The organism is Curtobacterium sp. PhB115, from assembly GCF_003752025.1.
Lineage (GTDB): Bacteria > Actinomycetota > Actinomycetes > Actinomycetales > Microbacteriaceae > Curtobacterium.
In genome coordinates this window covers 124,274-142,703 of sequence record NZ_RJKR01000005.1, presented here as the reverse complement: position 1 = coordinate 142,703, position 18,430 = coordinate 124,274, and the positions used below count along the sequence as shown (strand labels likewise).

21 protein-coding genes are annotated in these 18,430 nt (G+C 70.6%); 19 read left to right on the top strand and 2 right to left on the bottom strand.

What is annotated here, in order from left to right; translation table 11 throughout:
* Positions 1 to 4: 4 nt before the first annotated feature.
* The 9 genes from pgsA to dapF all read left to right on the top strand — a co-directional run bounded on the left by pgsA (position 5) and on the right by dapF (position 7,520).
* Positions 5 to 649 carry a CDP-diacylglycerol--glycerol-3-phosphate 3-phosphatidyltransferase gene (pgsA, locus tag EDF19_RS00950; protein ID WP_185022605.1) on the top strand — a complete coding sequence of 215 codons (645 nt, stop codon included), beginning with the start codon at positions 5 to 7 and terminating at the stop codon, positions 647 to 649.
* A complete protein-coding gene (locus EDF19_RS00945; protein WP_123679093.1) occupies positions 622 to 1,131 on the top strand; it encodes a CinA family protein in 510 nt (169 codons plus the stop codon). The genes pgsA and EDF19_RS00945 overlap by 28 nt, the downstream gene beginning before the upstream one ends.
* Positions 1,132 to 1,285: 154 nt before the next feature.
* On the top strand, positions 1,286 to 1,594 hold the full coding sequence (locus EDF19_RS00940; protein ID WP_027464765.1) for a helix-turn-helix domain-containing protein: 309 nt from the start codon (positions 1,286 to 1,288) through the stop codon (positions 1,592 to 1,594).
* A 120-nt stretch (positions 1,595 to 1,714) separates the two neighbouring features.
* The gene (locus EDF19_RS00935) at positions 1,715 to 1,939 is read left to right on the top strand and encodes a DUF3046 domain-containing protein (protein ID WP_123679092.1); all 225 of its coding nucleotides are present in this window, start codon (positions 1,715 to 1,717) and stop codon (positions 1,937 to 1,939) included.
* 252 nt (positions 1,940 to 2,191) lie between these two features.
* Positions 2,192 to 3,253 (top strand): recombinase RecA, encoded by a 1,062-nt coding sequence (gene recA, locus EDF19_RS00930; protein WP_123679091.1) that lies wholly within the window; start codon positions 2,192 to 2,194, stop codon positions 3,251 to 3,253.
* Positions 3,250 to 4,131 carry a regulatory protein RecX gene (locus EDF19_RS00925; RefSeq protein ID WP_123679090.1) on the top strand — a complete coding sequence of 294 codons (882 nt, stop codon included), beginning with the start codon at positions 3,250 to 3,252 and terminating at the stop codon, positions 4,129 to 4,131. The genes recA and EDF19_RS00925 overlap by 4 nt, the downstream gene beginning before the upstream one ends.
* 26 nt (positions 4,132 to 4,157) lie before the next feature.
* Positions 4,158 to 5,651 carry a tRNA (N6-isopentenyl adenosine(37)-C2)-methylthiotransferase MiaB gene (miaB, locus tag EDF19_RS00920; protein ID WP_123679089.1) on the top strand — a complete coding sequence of 498 codons (1,494 nt, stop codon included), beginning with the start codon at positions 4,158 to 4,160 and terminating at the stop codon, positions 5,649 to 5,651.
* A 70-nt stretch (positions 5,652 to 5,721) separates the two neighbouring features.
* Positions 5,722 to 6,633: a tRNA (adenosine(37)-N6)-dimethylallyltransferase MiaA gene (miaA, locus tag EDF19_RS00915; protein ID WP_123679860.1), complete on the top strand. Its 912-nt coding sequence runs from the start codon at positions 5,722 to 5,724 to the stop codon at positions 6,631 to 6,633.
* Entirely contained in the window at positions 6,630 to 7,520 is an 891-nt protein-coding gene (gene dapF / locus EDF19_RS00910; protein WP_123679088.1) for a diaminopimelate epimerase, read from the top strand. Before miaA ends, dapF begins: the two co-directional genes overlap by 4 nt.
* A gap of 162 nt (positions 7,521 to 7,682) precedes the next feature.
* Here dapF and EDF19_RS00905 read toward each other — a convergent pair whose 3' ends face one another.
* Positions 7,683 to 8,294, bottom strand: coding sequence for a class I SAM-dependent methyltransferase (locus tag EDF19_RS00905; protein WP_123679087.1), 612 nt, complete (start codon positions 8,292 to 8,294; stop codon positions 7,683 to 7,685).
* 61 nt (positions 8,295 to 8,355) lie between these two features.
* Here EDF19_RS00905 and hflX point away from each other — a divergent pair, with 61 nt between their 5' ends.
* Positions 8,356 to 9,894, top strand: a complete 1,539-nt coding sequence (hflX, locus tag EDF19_RS00900) for a GTPase HflX (RefSeq protein WP_123679086.1) — start codon at positions 8,356 to 8,358, stop codon at positions 9,892 to 9,894.
* A 169-nt stretch (positions 9,895 to 10,063) separates the two neighbouring features.
* Here the strand turns inward: hflX and lexA are convergent, their stop codons facing one another.
* On the bottom strand, positions 10,064 to 10,708 hold the full coding sequence (gene lexA / locus EDF19_RS00895; protein ID WP_123679085.1) for a transcriptional repressor LexA: 645 nt from the start codon (positions 10,706 to 10,708) through the stop codon (positions 10,064 to 10,066).
* A 234-nt stretch (positions 10,709 to 10,942) separates the two neighbouring features.
* On the opposite strand from lexA, the gene EDF19_RS00890 reads away from it, so the two are divergent.
* The 9 genes from EDF19_RS00890 (at position 10,943) to scpB (ending at position 17,928) form a co-directional block, all read left to right on the top strand.
* Positions 10,943 to 11,320 (top strand): LysM peptidoglycan-binding domain-containing protein, encoded by a 378-nt coding sequence (locus EDF19_RS00890; RefSeq protein ID WP_123679859.1) that lies wholly within the window; start codon positions 10,943 to 10,945, stop codon positions 11,318 to 11,320.
* Positions 11,321 to 11,384: 64 nt separating this feature from the next.
* Positions 11,385 to 12,491, top strand: coding sequence for a histidinol-phosphate transaminase (locus EDF19_RS00885; protein WP_123679084.1), 1,107 nt, complete (start codon positions 11,385 to 11,387; stop codon positions 12,489 to 12,491).
* Positions 12,488 to 13,090 carry an imidazoleglycerol-phosphate dehydratase HisB gene (hisB, locus tag EDF19_RS00880; RefSeq protein WP_123679083.1) on the top strand — a complete coding sequence of 201 codons (603 nt, stop codon included), beginning with the start codon at positions 12,488 to 12,490 and terminating at the stop codon, positions 13,088 to 13,090. The genes EDF19_RS00885 and hisB overlap by 4 nt, the downstream gene beginning before the upstream one ends.
* On the top strand, positions 13,087 to 13,722 hold the full coding sequence (gene hisH, locus EDF19_RS00875; RefSeq protein ID WP_123679082.1) for an imidazole glycerol phosphate synthase subunit HisH: 636 nt from the start codon (positions 13,087 to 13,089) through the stop codon (positions 13,720 to 13,722). The genes hisB and hisH overlap by 4 nt, the downstream gene beginning before the upstream one ends.
* Before the next feature lie 165 nt (positions 13,723 to 13,887).
* Positions 13,888 to 14,634 carry a bifunctional 1-(5-phosphoribosyl)-5-((5-phosphoribosylamino)methylideneamino)imidazole-4-carboxamide isomerase/phosphoribosylanthranilate isomerase PriA gene (gene priA, locus EDF19_RS00870; protein WP_123679081.1) on the top strand — a complete coding sequence of 249 codons (747 nt, stop codon included), beginning with the start codon at positions 13,888 to 13,890 and terminating at the stop codon, positions 14,632 to 14,634.
* Positions 14,635 to 14,638: 4 nt separating this feature from the next.
* On the top strand, positions 14,639 to 15,454 hold the full coding sequence (locus tag EDF19_RS00865) for an SseB family protein (protein WP_185022604.1): 816 nt from the start codon (positions 14,639 to 14,641) through the stop codon (positions 15,452 to 15,454).
* A 102-nt stretch (positions 15,455 to 15,556) separates the two neighbouring features.
* Positions 15,557 to 16,432 (top strand): ParA family protein, encoded by an 876-nt coding sequence (locus EDF19_RS00860; RefSeq protein WP_123679080.1) that lies wholly within the window; start codon positions 15,557 to 15,559, stop codon positions 16,430 to 16,432.
* Positions 16,416 to 17,219, top strand: coding sequence for a ScpA family protein (locus EDF19_RS00855; protein WP_123679079.1), 804 nt, complete (start codon positions 16,416 to 16,418; stop codon positions 17,217 to 17,219). The genes EDF19_RS00860 and EDF19_RS00855 overlap by 17 nt, the downstream gene beginning before the upstream one ends.
* Complete coding sequence (scpB, locus tag EDF19_RS00850; protein WP_260216819.1) at positions 17,209 to 17,928, top strand: SMC-Scp complex subunit ScpB; 720 nt, start codon at positions 17,209 to 17,211, stop codon at positions 17,926 to 17,928. Before EDF19_RS00855 ends, scpB begins: the two co-directional genes overlap by 11 nt.
* Positions 17,929 to 18,430: the final 502 nt, after the last annotated feature.

The window sequence follows — 18,430 nt, the reverse complement described above, 5'->3', positions numbered from 1 at the left end:
TGCGATGACCGCCTCGAACGGCACGGACACCACGCACGGCGCTCGGTTCCCCTGGCGCGGACGGCTGCTCCGCAAGGGCCCGGGCCCGGCGTCGACCGCCAACGTCGCGAACATCATCACGGTGATCCGCATCCTGATGGCGCCGCTGTTCTTCGTGCTGCTGCTGGCGGACGGCGGCGACGACGGGGCACTGCGCATCTGGGCCGCCGTGGTCTTCGTCGTCGCGATCGTGACCGACAGCGCGGACGGCATCATCGCCCGACGCCAGGACCTGGTCACCGACTTCGGCAAGCTCGTCGACCCGATCGCCGACAAGGTCCTGATCGGCGGCGCCCTCGTCGCCCTCTCGATCCTCGGCGAGCTGCCCTGGTACGTGACGGTGCTCATCATGGTGCGCGAGATCGGCATCACTGTGTTCCGCTTCGCGGTGCTCTCCGACCGGGTGATCCCGGCGAGCCGCGGCGGCAAGATCAAGACCGTGCTGCAGGCCGTCGCGCTCACGGCGGCGCTGTTCCCGTGGTGGAACCTCGTCGGCGACTGGGCGCACTGGGTGAACGGGATCCTGATGACCGCCGCGTTCCTGGCAACGATCCTCAGTGGCATCGACTACCTGTGGCAGGCATGGAAGCACAACCGCACCGCAGCGTGACCGCGCGCGAGCTGATCGCGGACCTGACGGCGCGAGGCGAGACGCTCGCCGTGGCGGAGTCGTTGACCGGTGGACTCGTCGTCTCGGCCCTGGTCGACGTGCCCGGGGCGAGCGCGGTCGTCCACGGCGGTGTGGTGGCGTACGCCACGCCCGTGAAGCACACCCTGCTCGGCGTCTCCGCGGCGCTGCTCGCGTCGAACGGCGCCGTCGACCCCGAGGTCGCGCGGCAGATGGCCGCGGGTGTCCGCGATGCGCTGTCGGTCGACGGCAAACCCGCGACGTGGGGGATCAGCACGACCGGTGTCGCCGGCCCCGACCCGCAGGACGGCAAGGCCGTTGGCACCGTGTTCGTCGGGATCGCATCGGCGGACGGGGCCGAGGCGTACGAGTTGCACCTCGACGGCGACCGCGAGGCAATCCGCCACGCCACCGTCTCCGAACTCCTGTCACGGATGTCGTCCACCGTCCGGGGCCGGGAATAGGTCTCGTTACCGCTGGGTTACATCTCACGCAATCTCCAGCAGGACAGCAGCCCGCGTGGCTAGCATGCTCCAACCGGCAACGCTAATGTTGCTGGACCCGAACTCGGTCAACTGGACCGGGCGGGCGCGGAGACGACAGAGAGGAGGAGATCTCATGGTTCTCGTTCGTCAGGAAATCGGCGATGTGCTTCGGGACTTCCGCTTGCAGAAGGGCCGGACCCTCCGTCAGGTCGCGTCCAAGGCCAGCGTGGCCCTCGGGTACCTCAGTGAGGTCGAGCGTGGTCAGAAAGAGGCCAGCTCGGAGATCCTCGCATCCGTCGCGGATGCGCTCGACACCCCCATCTCCACGATCATGCGCGAGGTGGGTGACCGTCTCGCGATCGTCGAGGGCCTCACCCCCGTCCCCGACACGCTCCCGGACGACCTCGTCGCCGAGTTCGACAACGACCTCGCGGTGCGCTGACCGCACTGCACCGAACGCCCCCGCCGGTCTCCTCCGGCGGGGGCGTTCTGCGTGCGGGGAGGGCCTGCGTGCGGGGAGGTCTGCGCGCGGGGGCGTGCTCGCGGCGCTTAGGCTGGTCGGATGCGCGTGAGTGAGTTCTGGCGAGCCGTCGACCAGGTGTTCGGCGAGGCCTACGGGTCCGTGGTCACCCGGGACGTCGTGCTCGAGGAGCTCGGGGGCCGTTCGGCCGTGGACGCCCTCGGGGCCGGTATCGACGCCCGCCGGGTGTGGGACGCGCTCTGCGACTCGCAGGACGTCCCGATGGAGCGGCGGCACGGCAAGGGCCTGGCGGAACCGCGGGACTGATACCCGAAACTGTGTTCGGCGTGTTGCTCGAACGCGTGTTCGATCGGTGGTAGCTTCCTCCACAGCGGCGCTGTCCGGAGAGTTCGTCCACAGATCGCGCGGTCGCAGGCAGCGATGTCGGTGGCCCGCCCTAGGTTCGGAGTCAACGGGAACAGCCCGAAGCCTTGTCGCAGCAGCACCGGCCTTGCACCACCGGCCGGAGTGAACGCGACAGCCTACAGGCGGCCGACCACGAGCACGAAGGAGCACCCCATGCCATCACCGGCAGACCGCGAGAAGGCCCTGGAGACCGCACTCGCCCAGATCGACAGGCAGTTCGGCAAGGGTGCGATCATGCGCCTCGGGTCGGACGAACGCGCCCCCGTCAACGTCATCCAGACCGGGTCGGTGGCGCTGGACGTCGCGCTCGGCATCGGTGGGCTGCCCCGCGGCCGCATCGTCGAGATCTACGGCCCGGAGTCGTCGGGTAAGACGACCCTCACGATCCACGCCATCGCCAACGCCCAGCGCGCCGGTGGCATCGCGGCCTTCATCGACGCCGAGCACGCGCTCGACCCCGAGTACGCCAAGAAGCTCGGTGTCGACATCGACGCCCTCCTGGTGTCGCAGCCGGACACCGCCGAGCAGGCGCTCGAGATCGCGGACATGCTCGTCCGGTCCGGCTCGATCGACCTCATCGTCATCGACTCCGTCGCAGCCCTGGTGCCGCGAGCCGAGATCGAGGGCGAGATGGGTGACTCGCACGTCGGTCTCCAGGCCCGCCTCATGTCGCAGGCACTCCGCAAGCTCGCGGGTGGGCTGAACCAGACCCAGACCACGATGATCTTCATCAACCAGCTGCGCGAGAAGATCGGCGTGTTCTTCGGCTCCCCGGAGACGACGTCCGGTGGTAAGGCGCTGAAGTTCTACGCGTCCGTCCGCCTCGACATCCGCCGCATCGAGACGCTGAAGAGCGGCACCGACGCAGTGGGCAACCGCACCCGCGTGAAGGTCGTTAAGAACAAGATGGCGCCGCCCTTCAAGCAGGCCGAGTTCGACATCCTCTACGGTGTGGGCATCTCGCGCGAAGGCTCGTTGCTCGACTTCGGTGTCGACCACGGCATCGTCAAGAAGTCCGGTGCCTGGTACACCTACGATGGCGACCAGCTCGGGCAGGGCAAGGAGAACTCGCGTTCGTTCCTGATCCAGAACCCCGAGATCGCCGCTGAGATCGAGGGCAAGATCCTCGCGAAGCTCGGCGTCGGTGGCGCGAAGGCGGAAGAGGCAGCGGTCGAGTCGATCGCGCCGAAGCTCGCGGAGCGCAAGGGCGCGTGAGCACCGACCACGACGACGACGGCCTCGCACCGGTCACCGACCTGTTCGGTGCGAGGTCCCGTCGTCGGGCCTCCGCAGCTGCGGAGCCCACGACCCCCGAACCCGAGCGGACGGTCCCCATCGTCCCGGAGCCCGTGCAGGAGCCCCGGTCCGCGGCCGATGCCGACACTCCGGTCCCGCTGCCGATCCGCGGCGCACGCGCACAGGCCGACTGGGTCTCGCCGGTCGTCGGCGACGGCTCCGGACGCAGTGCTCGGGCCGAGCAGGACGGGTACGGCGACGATGGTGCTGACGCGACCACGGCGTCGGTGTTCTCCATCGCCGGGGGCGAGGAGCTCGACCCCGCCGACGCACCGCGACCGCTCGACGAACAGCGCGCCGACGCCGAACGGCTGAGCATGCGTGCGCTCGGCCGGAAGGGTGTGAGCGAGTCCGAGATGCGGACGATGCTCACCAAGCAGGACTTCGAACCAGAGGTCGTCGAGCACGAGATCGAGCGGTTGACCCGGGTCGGCCTGATCGACGACGTCGCACTCGCCACCGACCTGGTCGACCGGCTGCACAGCCGCAAGGGCCTCGGTCGGCAGGGCATCGTGACGGAACTCCGCCGACGTGGCATCGACCAGATCGCGATCGACACGGCGCTCGACCAGGGCGAGGACGACGAGGACGACGAGTTCCTCCGGGCGCAGGAGCTCGCCGACAAGCGAGCACCGCAGATGCGCGGCCTCGATCGGGCGACCGCGGAGCGGCGGCTGTCCGGGTTCCTGATGCGCAAGGGCTACAGCTCCGGCGTGGTCCGGATCGCGGTCGAACGGGCACTCGACGGCGGCGGACGACGCCCGCAGCCGGGCCGCGGTTCCGTGCGGTTCGAGTAGTCCTCCCGACCTACACTGGGACCACCATGGCCACCGTCGCAGCGCGCCCCCGTACCTACGAAGTCCGCACCTACGGGTGCCAGATGAACGTGCACGACTCCGAGCGGCTCAGCGGGTCGCTGCAGGCCGCCGGGTACACCGCTGCGGACGGCGAGCAGGCCGACGTGGTGGTCATCAACACCTGTGCGGTCCGCGAGAACGCCGACAACCGTCTCTACGGCAACCTCGGGCAGCTCGCCGGCATCAAGCGCGACCACCCGGGCATGCAGATCGCGGTGGGCGGCTGCCTCGCGCAGAAGGACAAGAACGTCATCCTCGAGAAGGCGCCGTGGGTGGACGTCGTCTTCGGCACCCACAACATGGGCTCGCTGCCGACCCTGCTCGAGCGGGCGCGGCACAACGACGAGGCGCAGATCGAGATCCTCGAAGCGCTCGACGTCTTCCCGTCGACCCTCCCGACCAAGCGCGAGTCGACCCACAGCGGATGGGTGTCGATCTCGGTCGGCTGCAACAACACCTGCACGTTCTGCATCGTCCCCTCGTTGCGCGGCAAGGAGAAGGACCGCCGCCCCGGGGACGTCCTCGCCGAGATCCAGGCACTGGTCGACGACGGCGCGATCGAGGTCACGCTCCTCGGGCAGAACGTGAACTCCTACGGTGTCGAGTTCGGCGACCGGCAGGCCTTCGGCAAGCTGCTCCGAGCGGCCGGCACGATCGAGGGTCTCGAGCGCATCCGCTTCACGAGCCCGCACCCGGCCGCCTTCACCGACGACGTCATCGACGCCATGGCCGAGACCCCGAACGTCATGCCGCAGCTGCACATGCCGTTGCAGTCCGGGTCCGACCGGGTCCTCAAGGCGATGCGGCGGAGTTACCGCAGCGAGCGGTTCCTCGGCATCCTCGACCGGGTCCGGGCGAAGATCCCGCACGCCGCGATCTCCACCGACATCATCGTCGGGTTCCCTGGCGAGACCGAGGCCGACTTCGAGGACACCCTGCGGGTCGTCGAGCAGGCCCGGTTCGCCTCGGCCTTCACGTTCCAGTACTCGATCCGCCCGGGCACCCCGGCGGCCACGATGGACGACCAGCTCCCCAAGCAGGTCGTGCAGGAGCGGTACGAGCGCCTCGTCGCCCTGCAGGAACGCATCACCGCCGAAGAGAACGCCGCGCAGGTCGGCCGGAGCGTCGAGGTCCTCGTCGCGACGGGCGAGGGACGGAAGGACGACGCCACCCGCCGGTTGTCCGGACGCGCCGAGGACTCGCGGCTCGTGCACTTCGCCGTGCCGGAGGGCTCCGCGGTCCCGCGACCCGGCGACGTCGTGACGGTCGAGATCACCCGGGCTGCCCCGCACTTCCTGATCGCAGACGACGATGCTCCGCTGCGCATCCGACGCACCCGGGCCGGCGACGCCTGGGACCGTGCGGAAGCCGAGAGCTGCGGGGTGCCGACCCCGGCAGCGCCCGGCGACGGTCCGCGCCCGGTCTCGCTCGGGCTGCCCACGCTCCGTGTCGGGCGCTGACGCCCTGGTCGGGGACGACCCCGAGCGCGACCCGGTCCAGCACCGCGAGCGCGACGCCTCCGACGCTGATCTGATCGCGGTCGTCGGGGCCACCGGGACGGGCAAGTCCGACCTCGGCATCGCGATCGCCGAGCGGCTGCGGGCGGCCGGTCGAACCGCGGAGGTCGTCAACGCCGACGCCATGCAGCTGTACCGCGGCATGGACATCGGCACCGCGAAGCTGCCGCTCGACGAACGACGGGGCATCCCGCACCACCAGCTCGACGTGCTCGACGTGACCGACGAGGCCAGCGTCGCCGCCTACCAGGTGGCAGCCCGAGCAGACGTCGACCGCATCCAGGCCGAGGGCGGGGTCGCCGTGCTCGTCGGCGGCAGCGGGCTCTACGTGTCCTCCGTGCTGTTCGACCTCGCCTTCCCCGGCACCGACCCCGAACTCCGGGCACAGCTCGAGCGCGAGCACGACGAGCTCGGCCCGGGCATCCTGCTCGAGCGACTCCGCGGTCTCGACCCGGCGGCCGCCGCGACGATCGACGCACGCAACCCGAGGCGGTTGATCCGGGCACTCGAGATCGCGAGCCGATCCGAGGTCGTGACCCCGAGCCTCCCGTCCGCGCCCCGCGCCTGGCGAGCGTCCCGGATCCTGCACCTGCGACGCGATCGCGAGCAGCTCGTCACCGCGCTGCACGCACGTGCAGCGCGGATGTTCGACGCCGGTCTCGTCGACGAGGTCGCGGCGCTGCGCGAGCAGGGCATCGAACAGGGGAAGACCGCGCGGGCAGCGATCGGGTACTCGCAAGCGCTCGACGTGCTGCGGGGGGCGTCGACGGTCGAGGAGGCCGTGGACGCGACCGGCATCGCGACACGCAAGTACGCCCGACGCCAGGTGTCGTGGTTCCGGCGCTACGGGGACGCCGAGACGCTGGACGTGACCGGAGCCTCCCGCGCAGACCTGTCGGAGCTGGCCCGTAGGATCGTCCCGTGACCGAGCTGCACTTCACCAAGGGCCAGGGGACCGGCAACGACTTCGTCCTGTTCGCCGACCCCGACGCCACCGTCGACCTGACCCCCGAGCGGATCCGCGCGATCGCGGACCGTCGCTTCGGCGTGGGTGGCGACGGCGTGATCCGTGCGGTGCGGTCCGACTCCATCGCCGAGGGGCGGGCGCTCGTCGCCGTCGAGCCCGCGGCGACGTGGTTCATGGACTACCACAACGCCGACGGCACGGTCGCGGAGATGTGCGGCAACGGCATCCGCGTGTTCGCGCGATACCTGACCGAGTCCGGGCTCGTCGACCTGGCACCCGGCGAGACGCTGACCGTCGGCAGCCGCAAGGGCCTGGTCGACATCCAGCGCACCACGAACGGGTTCGCGGCCGACCTCGGCCGGTGGAGCCTGGGGATCGAAGGCGGCGGAGCCGATGACGTGCTCGTGCGCGCGAAGAACCTCGACGGCGCCCGCCCCGGGATCGGCATCGACGTGGGCAACCCGCACGTCGTCGTGGCCGTCGCGACGGACGACGAGCTCGCCGACCTCGACCTGACCTTCGTGCCCGTGCTCGACCCGGTGCCCGAGCACGGCGCCAACGTCGAGTTCGTGCTGCCGGGCGACCCCCTGATCAACGACGGCGTCGGCGAGATCACGATGCGGGTGCACGAGCGGGGGAGCGGCGAGACGCTCTCGTGCGGCACCGGAGCGGTGGCGGCGGCGCTCGCGACGCGGTACTGGGTGGGGTCCGGGGCGCCGGACACCTGGCGCGTGCGGGTCCCCGGTGGCGTGGTCACCGTGCGGATGTTCGCGGCAGAGGACGGGGAGCACGTGTCGCTCTCCGGTCCCGCCGAGCTCGTGTTCTCCGGCGACCTGACGGTCTGACGCCGCGCGAGCTGCGGCGCGGGGGTGCAGCGCGCGCTTCGCGCGCGCTGCGCGCGAGCGCTTCGTTTCGCTTCGTGAGCAGAAATGGTCGGGTGCGCTGTGGCGACCCGACCATTTCTGCTCACGAAGTGCGCGGCGCGCGGCGCGCGCGGCGCCGCGCGCCTACGCGGTGCGGTGCACGCGGATGACGCGGAACCCCTTGTCCGTCGTGGCCCTCGTGACGTGGAACCCGGAGCCGAGGGCGCCCACGAGCCACTTCTGCAACGAGTCCCCACCGAGGTCCTTCGACACGACGAGCCAGGCGTCCCCCTCGACCTCGAGCCTCGGCAGCCAGGTCAGCAGGATCTCGTGCAGCTCGTCCTTCCCCACGCGGATCGGCGGGTTGGACCAGATCGTCCGGAACCGCAGGTCGGCCGGGACGTCCGACGGCAGTGCGATGGTGACGTTCGACGCCCCGGCCGCCTCGGCGTTGGTCCGCGCGAGCCCGAGGACCCGCTCGTTGACGTCGACACCCCACACGGAAGCGTCGGGGGAGTGCAGCGCCATCGTGATCGCGATCGGACCCCAGCCGCAGCCGACGTCGAGCAGCGCCCCGTCGTGCGCGGGCGGCGGCACGGATCCGAGCAGCACGCGGGTGCCGCGGTCGAGGCCGTCCGGGCTGAACACCCCCGCGGCGGTGGTCAGGGTGAGCGGCCGATCGGAGAGCGTGACCTGGATCTGGCGTTCGCGGGTGTCGGACGACGGGCTCGCGGAGAAGTAGTGGTCGTTCGCCATGGATGAACCGTACCGGCAACCCGGTGTGTCCGAGGCCCGCCGGAGGTACCCTGTGCACAGGATGACGGATACCCATCAGCAGAACGACCAGACCACCGACGACAGCGCAGAAGGTGTCGTCGAACGGGTGCTGCGCAACGCCGACCGACGCGCAGCATCGTCCATCTTCGCCCCCGCCCAGGCGATCCAGACCCGCTCGGTCGACGAGCGCGGCTGGGACGGCGACGGCGACCAGTACGACCGTGAGGACCGAGCGGCGCTCCGACGCGTCGCGGGCCTCTCCACCGAGCTCGAGGACGTCACCGAGGTCGAGTACCGCCAGTTGCGGCTCGAGCAGGTCGTCCTGATCGGCGTGTACCCGCACGGTGACGCGCACGATGCCGAGAACTCCCTCCGTGAGCTGTCCGCCCTGGCCGAGACCGCCGGTGCGGTGGTGCTCGACGGGCTCCTGCAGCGCCGGCCGAACCCCGACCCGGCGACCTACCTCGGCAAGGGCAAGGCCGAGGAACTCGCGATGATCGTCAAGGCCACCGGTGCCGACACGGTGATCGCGGACACCGAGCTCGCCCCGTCGCAGCGCCGTGCGCTCGAGGACGTCGTGAAGGTGAAGGTCATCGACCGGACCGCCGTGATCCTCGACATCTTCAGCCAGCACGCGAAGACCCGCGAGGGCAAGGCCCAGGTCGAGCTCGCGCAGCTCCAGTACCTGCTGCCACGACTGCGCGGCTGGGGTGACTCGATGTCCCGGCAGGCCGGTGGCCAGGTGTCCGGCGGTGCGGGCATGGGTTCGCGTGGTCCCGGTGAGACCAAGATCGAGCTCGACCGGCGTCGCATCCACACCCGGATGTCGAAGCTGCGGCGTCAGATCGCCGGCTTCCGCCCCGCGCGCGAGGCGAAGCGGGCGGACCGCCACCGCAACGAGGTGCCGAGCGTCGCGATCGCCGGCTACACGAACGCGGGCAAGTCCTCGCTGCTGAACCGCCTGACGAGCGCCGGCGTGCTGGTGCAGAACCAGCTGTTCGCGACCCTCGACGCGACGGTCCGCCGGACCGAGAGCACCAAGGGCCGCGAGTTCACGTTCGTCGACACGGTCGGGTTCGTCCGGAACCTGCCGCACCAGCTGGTCGAGGCCTTCCGTTCCACCTTGGAAGAGGTTGGCGAGGCCGACGTCATCGTGCACGTGGTCGACGGCTCCCACCCCGACCCCGCCGCGCAGCTCGCCACCGTCCGCGAGGTCATCGGCGACGTCGGCGGCCACGACATCCCCGAGATCGTCGTGTTCAACAAGGCCGACCTGATCGACGAGGCCCAACGGCTCGTGCTCATCGGGCTCGCCCCGGACGCCGTCTTCGTGTCGGCGCGCACGGGCGAGGGCATCGACGAACTCCTCCGCACCATCGAGGACCGTCTGCCGGACCCCGACGTCGAGCTCACCGTCGTCGTGCCGTACGACCGCGGCGACCTGGTCTCCTCGCTCCACGAGCGCGGTGCGGTCGAGTCCGTCGACTACGTCGAGGACGGCACGCGCCTGCGGGTGCGCGTCTTCCAGCGTCAGGTCGCGGAGCTCGATCCGTTCGTGGTCGCCCCCGTCAGTTCCTGACGGTCGACACCGACTGACGGCCGGGAGGCCCGCCCAGCGTCCGTCGCGCGGCTTTGCTCCGGCTGCGGTTCCGCTCACCGCTGCACAACAAAAATCGGCTCGAACCACGTGATCGCGTGGTTCGAGCCGATTTCGATTGTGCGCTGGGCCGGCTGACGCCGTCCCGGGGTCAGAGGGAGCGGAGGACCGCGACCACCTTGCCGAGCACGGAGGCCGCGTCGCCGAGGATCGGCTCGAACGCGGAGTTGCGCGGCAACAGCCACGTGTGACCGTCGCGCTGGCGGAACACCTTGACGGTGGCTTCCTCGTCGAGCATCGCGGCGACGATGTCACCGTTCTCGGCTGTCTGCTGCGACCGGACGACGACCCAGTCGCCGTCGCAGATCGCGGCGTCGATCATCGACTCGCCGACGACCTTGAGCATGAAGAGGTCGCCGGTGCCGACGAGCTGGCGGGGGAGCGGGACGATCTCGTCGACGTGCTGCTCGGCGGTGATCGGGACACCGGCGGCGATCCGACCGACCAGGGGGACGAGCGTGGTCGCGTCGACGTCGGGTCCGTCGGCGGCCGCGGTGGGCTCGTCGACCAGGACCTCGAGTGCACGCGGACGGTTCGGGTCGCGGCGGATCCACCCGCCGAGCTCGAGCTGGCCGAGCTGGTGGGAGACGCTGGAGAGCGACGAGAGGCCGGCCGCGTCCCCGATCTCACGCATGCTCGGCGGGTAGCCCCGCGAGGCGATGGACGCACGGATCGCGTCGAGGATCGTCTGCTGCTTCGCGGTCAGCGGCTTCTGGCCCCGCAGTTCGTCCACCACGTCGTCTCGCTTTCGTCGGTGCTGAGCGGCCGTGGCGGGAATGTCGGTGGTCCCCGTTTGACTTGTCCCAGTCGATCGAAACAGTATCCGACCGGTCAACCCCGGACAAACACCTGTTCGAGCGTGTCGCAAGAAAACCCCGCAGAAATCCACTCCTAGGACTTGTGCGTCGTCTGATTCGAAACTATGTTCGGTACACGACTTCGGTTCACCGAACGGGAAGGCAAGAACGACATGAGCACCATCGCCATCGCTGACCTCCAGCGCACCTCGGCGCCCGCCGTGCGTACCCGCCTGCGTCTGACGCGTCGCGGCCGGATCGTCTTCACGACGCTCGCCGCGGTCCCGCTCCTCATCGTCGTCGCCCTCGCCGTGCTGAACGGCGGGCAGGCCTCGGCGGGCGACTCCTCCGCCGGCGGCGCGCGCACCCACTTCGAGACCGTGACCATCCAGCCGGGCGAGACGCTCTGGCAGCTGGCCGAGGACACCGCCCCGAACGCCGATCCGCGCGACTTCGTGCAGGACGTCGTGAGCCTCAACGCCCTCGACGGCTCCGCGCTGCAGGCCGGCGAGCAGATCGCCATCCCGACCAAGTACACCTCTGGTCAGTAGGCAGTCGAACAGCGCCGTCCGGACGGCTGGTCACCGGATGACTCCAGCGGCCTACGATGGATCGGTGGCATTCACGCTCGAAGACCTCCCGATCCGAGACGACCTCCGCGGTCAGAGCCCCTACGGCGCTCCGCAGAAGCACGTCCGCGTCCAGCTGAACGTCAACGAGAACACGCATCCCGTACCGGACGACGTGGCCGACGACATCGTCGCCTCGATCCGACAGGCGCTCGCGACGGTGAACCGCTACCCGGACCGGGAGTTCACCGAGCTCCGACAGTCGCTCGCCGACTACCTCGGGCACGACCTCTCCGCCGAGCAGCTGTGGGCCGCGAACGGTTCGAACGAGGTACTGCAGCAGCTGCTCCAGGCCTTCGGCGGTCCGGGGCGTTCGGTGCTCGGCTTCCCGCCCACCTACTCGATGCACTCGATCCTCGCGTCGGGCACCGGGACCACCTGGATCCCGGCGCAGCGCGACGACGAGTTCCGCATCTCGCCCGAGACGGTCGTCGCCGCGATCGAGCAGCACCAGCCGGACATCGTGTTCCTCTGCGGGCCGAACAACCCCACGGGCACCCCGCTGCAGATCGAGACGATCGAGGCCGCGTACGCCGCGACGGACGGCATCGTGATGGTCGACGAGGCCTACGCGGAGTTCATGCCCGATGACGCTCCGAGTGCCCTCACGCTGCTGCCCGGACGTGAGCGCCTGGTGGTCTCCCGGACGATGAGCAAGGCGTTCGCGTTCGCCGGTGCCCGCGTCGGGTACATGGCTGCGCACCCGGCGGTGGTCGACGCCGTCCGGCTCGTCCGTCTGCCGTACCACCTGTCCGTCCTGACCCAGGCGGCTGCGGTCGCCGCACTCCGGCACGCACCCGAGATGCTCGCGATGGTCGACGACATCAAGCAGCAGCGTGACCGCATGGTCACCGAGCTCCGGGCGATGGGCTACCGCACCTACGAGACCTGGTCGAACTTCGTCCTGTTCGGTGGGGTGGCGGACCCGCACGCCGCGTTCGAGTCGCTGCTCGAGCGCGACGTCATCGTCCGAGACCTCGGCATCCCGAACCACCTGCGGGTGAGCGCCGGAACCGAAGAGGAGACCACCGCCTTCCTCGACGCCATGCGGCAGGTCGCCGCCGAGCAGCCGCCGGTTAGGGTTGGAGCATGACCGCCCGCACCGCCTCGATCAGCCGCAGCACGAGCGAATCGAGCGTCGAACTCGAGCTCGACCTGGACGGCACCGGAACGTCCGACATCTCGACGAGTGTGCCGTTCTTCGACCACATGCTGACGGCGTTCAGCAAGCACTCCCTCATCGACCTGCGCGTGCGGTCGACCGGCGACACCGACATCGACGTGCACCACACCGTCGAGGACACCGGCATCGTCCTCGGGCAGGCCATCAAGCAGGCCCTCGGTGACCGGTCCGGCATCGGGCGGTACGGCGACGCCCTCGTCCCCCTCGACGAAGCACTGGCGCAGGCCGTGGTCGACGTCTCGGGTCGCCCCTTCCTGGTGCACTCCGGCGAGCCGGCCGGGTTCGAGTTCCACCGGATCGGTGGGCACTTCACCGGTTCGATGATCCGCCACGTCTTCGAGGCGATCACCTTCAACGCCGGCATCACGGTGCACGTCCGCGTGCTCGAGGGCCGTGACCCCCACCACATCGCCGAAGCCGAGTTCAAGGCCTTCGCGCGTGCGATGCGCAAGGCGGTCGAGCTCGACCCGCGCGTCGACGGCATCCCCTCGACCAAGGGAGCACTGTGACCGCGAAGCCGAACGTCGTCGTCCTCGACTACGGGTCGGGCAACGTCCACTCCGCCGCGAAGGCACTCGAGCGTGCTGGTGCCGAGGTCACGTTGACCTCCGACAAGCAGGCTGCGCTCCGTGCCGACGGGCTGCTCGTGCCGGGGGTGGGGGCGTTCGCCGCCGTCATCGACCAGCTCGAGGGCGTGCGGGGCGGCGAGATCGTCGACCACCGTCTCGCGGGCGGCCGACCGGTGCTCGGCATCTGCGTCGGCATGCAGGTCCTGTTCTCGCGGGGCATCGAGCGCGGTGCCGACGTCGAGGGGCTCGGGCAGTGGCCGGGCACGGTCGAGGAACTCCAGGCCGAGGTCCTGCCGCACATGGGCTGGAACACGGTCCAGGCCCCCGAGGACTCCGTGCTGTTCGACGGCCTCCACGACGAGCGGTTCTACTTCGTGCACTCCTACGGGGTGACCGACTTCCCGCTCGATGCCTACGGGCCGTTCCGCGCGCCGCGGCTCACCTGGGCCGAGCACGGGCAGAAGTTCATCGCCGCCGTCGAGAACGGGCCGCTCACCGCGACCCAGTTCCACCCCGAGAAGTCCGGCGAGCCGGGCATCCGCCTGCTGACCAACTGGGTCCGCTCGCTCTGAACCCGGCCGACGCGGGGCGGGACCTCCGCACTGGACGCACCACGGGCCTCCAGGCCGACAGCCAGCCGACAGCCCAGCGGCGGCCGAGAGCACCAGCACCAGCCCGCAGCCCAGCCGGCGGCCCACGGCCGACAGCACCAGAACCACGACGAAACCGACAGGACCATGACCGACCTCACCGACACCTCGCCCCTCGTCCTGCTGCCCGCTGTCGACGTCGTCGACGGGCAGGCCGTGCGACTGACCCAGGGTGAGGCGGGCAGCGAAACCGGGTACGGCGACCCCGTCGCCGCCGCGCGCACCTGGCGCGACCAGGGCGCGGAGTGGATCCACCTGGTGGACCTCGACGCCGCCTTCGGCCGTGGCGACAACCGCAAGGTCATCGCGCACGCGATCCGCGAGGTCGAGGGCGTGTCCGTCGAGCTGTCCGGCGGGATCCGCGACGACGCCTCGCTCGAAGCCGCCCTCGCCACCGGTGCCGCCCGCGTGAACCTCGGCACCGCGGCGCTCGAGAACCCGGACTGGGCCGCCCGCGTGATCGGCGAGTACGGCGAGCAGATCGCCGTCGGGCTCGACGTCCGGGGCACGACACTGTCGAGTCGTGGCTGGACCGAGGACGCCGGCGACCTGTGGGAGGCCCTCGACCGGCTCGAAGCGGCTGGGTGCGCCCGCTACGTGGTGACCGACGTGACGAAGGACGGCACGCTGCAGGGCCCGAACGTGGAGCTCCTGCGGCAGGTGTGCGACCGCACGGACCAGCCCGTCGTGGCCTCCGGCGGGATCTCCACCCTCGACGACCTCCGGGCGCTCCGCGAACTCGTGCCGTTCGGGCTCGAAGGCGCGATCATCGGCAAGGCCCTGTACTCGGGGGCGTTCACGCTGCCGGCCGCACTCGACATCGCCTCGGAGTAACGGCGTGGCGGGCATCTCGAACGGCCGCGGCACCGGACCCGAGACCGACGACGCGCACACCCCGGGTGGTGCGGGCGACTCGGCCGGCTTCTCGTGGGAGGGGCGCACGTTCGACCACCACGACACCGCGTTCGCCGACGACGACGGCCTGGCCGACCCCGCGGTGGTGGCGGCGATCGGCGCACTGTCGGGAGGCGCCTCGCAGGGGGCCATCGTCCAGGCGCTCCGGACCGCACGTCTGCTGATCCCGCTCATCGCGGAGGCCGGTGACCTCGGTGAGACCGACGCCGGCAAGCTCGTCGACAAGACCCAGGAGCTCTCCATCGTGACGGTCGCCGGTCCGGACGGTCGGAGCGTCATGCCGGCCTTCACGTCGGTCGATGCCATGCACGCCTGGGACCCCGACGCAAGGCCGGTGCCCGTGGAGTCCCGCCGGGTCGCGATGGCCGCGGCGAGCGAGGACACCCAGCTGGTCGTGCTCGACCCGAAGTCAGCCACGGAGTTCGTCCTCCGTCGGCCCGCGGTGTGGGCGCTCGGCCAGGACCTGCCGTGGACCCCGTGCTTCGAGGACCCCGACGTCGCCCAGGCGTTCGCCGACTCGGTCGTGGGGGAGCGCAGCGTCGCCCGTGTCGAACTCGCCCCCGGTGACCCGGTCGGACGCTTCGCCGGCCCGGAGCTGACCGTCGGACTGGCGTTGCACCCCGGGCTCGACCGCGAGCAGGTCGGCGAGCTCGTCGGACGGCTGCAGCAGCGGTGGTCGACGGACGCCGTGATCGCCGAGCGGGTCGACAGCATGCGTGTCGCACTGCGCGCAGCCTGACGGCGGCGACAGCCGCCGGACGGCCACGATCGGCGACAGCGGCCTGCGCCGCCCGCGGCGGTGCGGCCCCGGCCGGCGCGACGTCGCCGGTACGATGACGGGGTGAGCACGAACCCGACGATCAACCCCACCGGCGAGACCTCCCACGGTCCGACGGGGCGTCCCGTCCGGGAGTTCCCCGTGCCCGAGGAGCTCAACAGCACCGGCCCCGCCCGCATCATCGCGCTCTGCAACCAGAAGGGCGGCGTCGGCAAGACCACGACGGCGATCAACCTCGGTGCGGCGCTCGCGGAGTACGGCCGCAAGGTCCTCGCCGTCGACTTCGACCCGCAGGGTGCGCTGTCCGCGGGCCTCGGCGTCCGGACGCACGACATCCACACCGTCTACGACCTGCTGATGGGCTCCATCAAGGACCCGGTGCAGGTCATCCAGCCGACGAACACGCCGGGGCTCGACGTGATCCCCGCGAACATCGACCTGTCCGCTGCCGAGGTCCACCTGGTCAACGAGGTCGCCCGCGAGCAGATCCTGGCGAGCGTGCTGCGCAAGGTCGCCAACGACTACGACGTGATCCTCGTTGACTGCCAGCCGTCGCTCGGCCTGCTCACCGTGAACGCCCTGACGGCGGCGCACGGCGTGCTCATCCCGCTGGAGTGCGAGTTCTTCGCCCTGCGCGGTGTCGCGCTGCTCATCGAGACGATCGACAAGGTACGCGACCGGCTCAACCCGGCGCTGACGCTCGACGGCATCCTGGCGACGATGTACGACTCTCGGACCCTGCACTCCCGCGAGGTCATGGAGCGCGTCGTCGACACCTTCGACGACCGCGTGCTCGACACCGTCATCGGGCGCACCGTGAAGTTCCCGGACGCCACGGTGTCCGCCCGGCCGATCACCCAGACCGCGCCGGACCACGCCGCGGCCCACGCCTACCGGCAGCTCGCACGAGAGCTCGTCCAGCGTGGCGCCGTCGCCTGAGGCGGGCTTCCGGGTCCGGCTCACCAACTTCGACGGCCCGTTCGACCTCCTGCTGTCGCTCATCACGAAGCACGAGCTCGACATCACCGAGGTCTCGCTCGGCGCGGTGACGGGGGAGTTCATCCAGTACGTGCGGCAGGCCGAGTCGGCGGACGAGCTCGACGAGGCCAGCGAGTTCCTGGTCGTCGCAGCGACCCTGCTCGACCTGAAGATCGTCGGGCTGCTGCCGCAGGGTGAGCTCGTCGACGCCGAGGACGTCGCGCTGCTCGAGGCCCGCGACCTGCTCTTCGCGCGACTGCTGCAGTACCGCGCCTTCAAGCAGGCAGCCGACTGGTTCGGGGAGCGGTGGGGCGTGGAGTCCCGCCGGCACGTCCGGAGCGTCCGACTCGAGGAACGCTTCCGCGCCCGCACGCCCGAGCTCGTCTGGACTCTGTCGGTGCAGGACTTCGCTGCCCTCGCGACGCTGGCGTTCGCCCCGCGGGAGATCCCGACCGTCGGCCTCGACCACCTGCACGCGCCGCTCATCAGCATCCGCGAGCAGGCCGCGATCGTCGTCTCGATCCTCCGCATGCGCGACGGCGAGGGGGTCTCGTTCCGGGAACTGGTCGCGGGCGTCGACCAGACGGGTATCGTGGTGGCTCGCTTCCTCGCGATCCTGGAGCTGTACCGGAACGCATCGATCTCGTTCGAACAACTCGAGCCGCTCGGGGAACTCACGCTCCGATGGACCGCCGAGGACTGGTCCGACGAGAGCCTCGCCAACCTGGGAGCCGACTATGACGGATGACGCGCACGACACGTCCAGTGCCGAACCCGGTGGCGCCGACGAGATGGCCGACGCCCGCGCGATCGAACACGAGATCCACGCACGCGCAGCGGCCGAGCACGAGCACGAGCACGAGCACACGCCGCAGGCGCACCCGTCGACCCCGATCGACCGCCAGCTCGAGGCGATCCTGATGATCGCCGACGAACCGCAGTCGCTCGTCGCCCTCGGCGCCGCCGTGAACGCCCCCGTCCCAGCGGTCCGCCAGGCGGTCGAACGCCTGGTCGCCGACTTCGACGGGGTCGACGGCACGGTCCGGCGCGGGTTCGAACTCCGCGAGGTCGGCGGCGGCTGGCGCTTCTACGTCCGATCGGACCTCGACGCCGTCGTCGAGCAGTTCGTCGAGGCCGAGCGCCCCGCGCGACTGTCCCAGGCCGCCCTCGAGACCCTCGCGGTCGTCGCCTACAAGCAGCCGATCACCCGATCGCAGATCGCCTCGATCCGCGCCGTCAACGTCGACGGCGTGGTCCGCACCTTGGTCGCGCGCGGCCTCATCGAGGAGTCGTTCACCGACGCCGAGACCGGCGCCATCAACTACGTCACGTCCGATCTGCTCCTGCAGCAGCTCGGCATCAACTCGCTCGACGAGCTGCCGCTCATCTCGCCCCTCCTGGACGACGGTGCGGACGGCTTCGAGCAGAACGAAGGGATCCCCGATGGCCGGGTTTGACGACCGGGGGCGCGGCGCGCCCCGAGACAGAGACGACCGCAACGGACGCTCGGGAGGCCCGGATCGCCCCGGCCGCTCGGCTCCCGGCCGCGGCGGGGCCGGCTCCAGTGCCGGTGGCCGCTCCGGCGGGTACGGTCGCGACGACCGCGGGGGAGCACGTCCGCCGCGTGACGACGACCGTCGTGGCGGGTACGAGTCCCGTGACGATCGCGGTGGCGACCGTGGTGGGTACCGGGGCAACTCGGCGCCGCGCGACGACCGTGGTGGGTACCGGGGCAACTCGGCTCCGCGTGACGACCGTGGCGGGTACCGAGGCAACTCTGCTCCGCGTGATGACCGTGGTGGGTACCAGGGTCGCGATGACCGCAGCTCGGCGCCGCGCGACGATCGTGGCGGCTACCGCGGCCGTGATGACCGCAGTTCGGCTCCGCGCGATGACCGTGGTGGGTACCGAGGCAGCTCGGCTCCGCGTGACGACCGTGGCGGGTACCGGGGTCGCGAT

Coding starts and splice junctions, on each gene's coding strand:
- pgsA (WP_185022605.1), top strand. CDS start 5: ATGACCGCCTCGAACGGCACGGACACCACGCACGGCGCTCGGTTCCCC.
- EDF19_RS00945 (WP_123679093.1), top strand. CDS start 622: ATGGAAGCACAACCGCACCGCAGCGTGACCGCGCGCGAGCTGATCGCG.
- EDF19_RS00940 (WP_027464765.1), top strand. CDS start 1,286: ATGGTTCTCGTTCGTCAGGAAATCGGCGATGTGCTTCGGGACTTCCGC.
- EDF19_RS00935 (WP_123679092.1), top strand. CDS start 1,715: ATGCGCGTGAGTGAGTTCTGGCGAGCCGTCGACCAGGTGTTCGGCGAG.
- recA (WP_123679091.1), top strand. CDS start 2,192: ATGCCATCACCGGCAGACCGCGAGAAGGCCCTGGAGACCGCACTCGCC.
- miaB (WP_123679089.1), top strand. CDS start 4,158: ATGGCCACCGTCGCAGCGCGCCCCCGTACCTACGAAGTCCGCACCTAC.
- EDF19_RS00905 (WP_123679087.1), bottom strand. CDS start 8,294: ATGGCGAACGACCACTACTTCTCCGCGAGCCCGTCGTCCGACACCCGC.
- hflX (WP_123679086.1), top strand. CDS start 8,356: ATGACGGATACCCATCAGCAGAACGACCAGACCACCGACGACAGCGCA.
- EDF19_RS00890 (WP_123679859.1), top strand. CDS start 10,943: ATGAGCACCATCGCCATCGCTGACCTCCAGCGCACCTCGGCGCCCGCC.
- hisB (WP_123679083.1), top strand. CDS start 12,488: ATGACCGCCCGCACCGCCTCGATCAGCCGCAGCACGAGCGAATCGAGC.
- priA (WP_123679081.1), top strand. CDS start 13,888: ATGACCGACCTCACCGACACCTCGCCCCTCGTCCTGCTGCCCGCTGTC.
- scpB (WP_260216819.1), top strand. CDS start 17,209: ATGACGGATGACGCGCACGACACGTCCAGTGCCGAACCCGGTGGCGCC.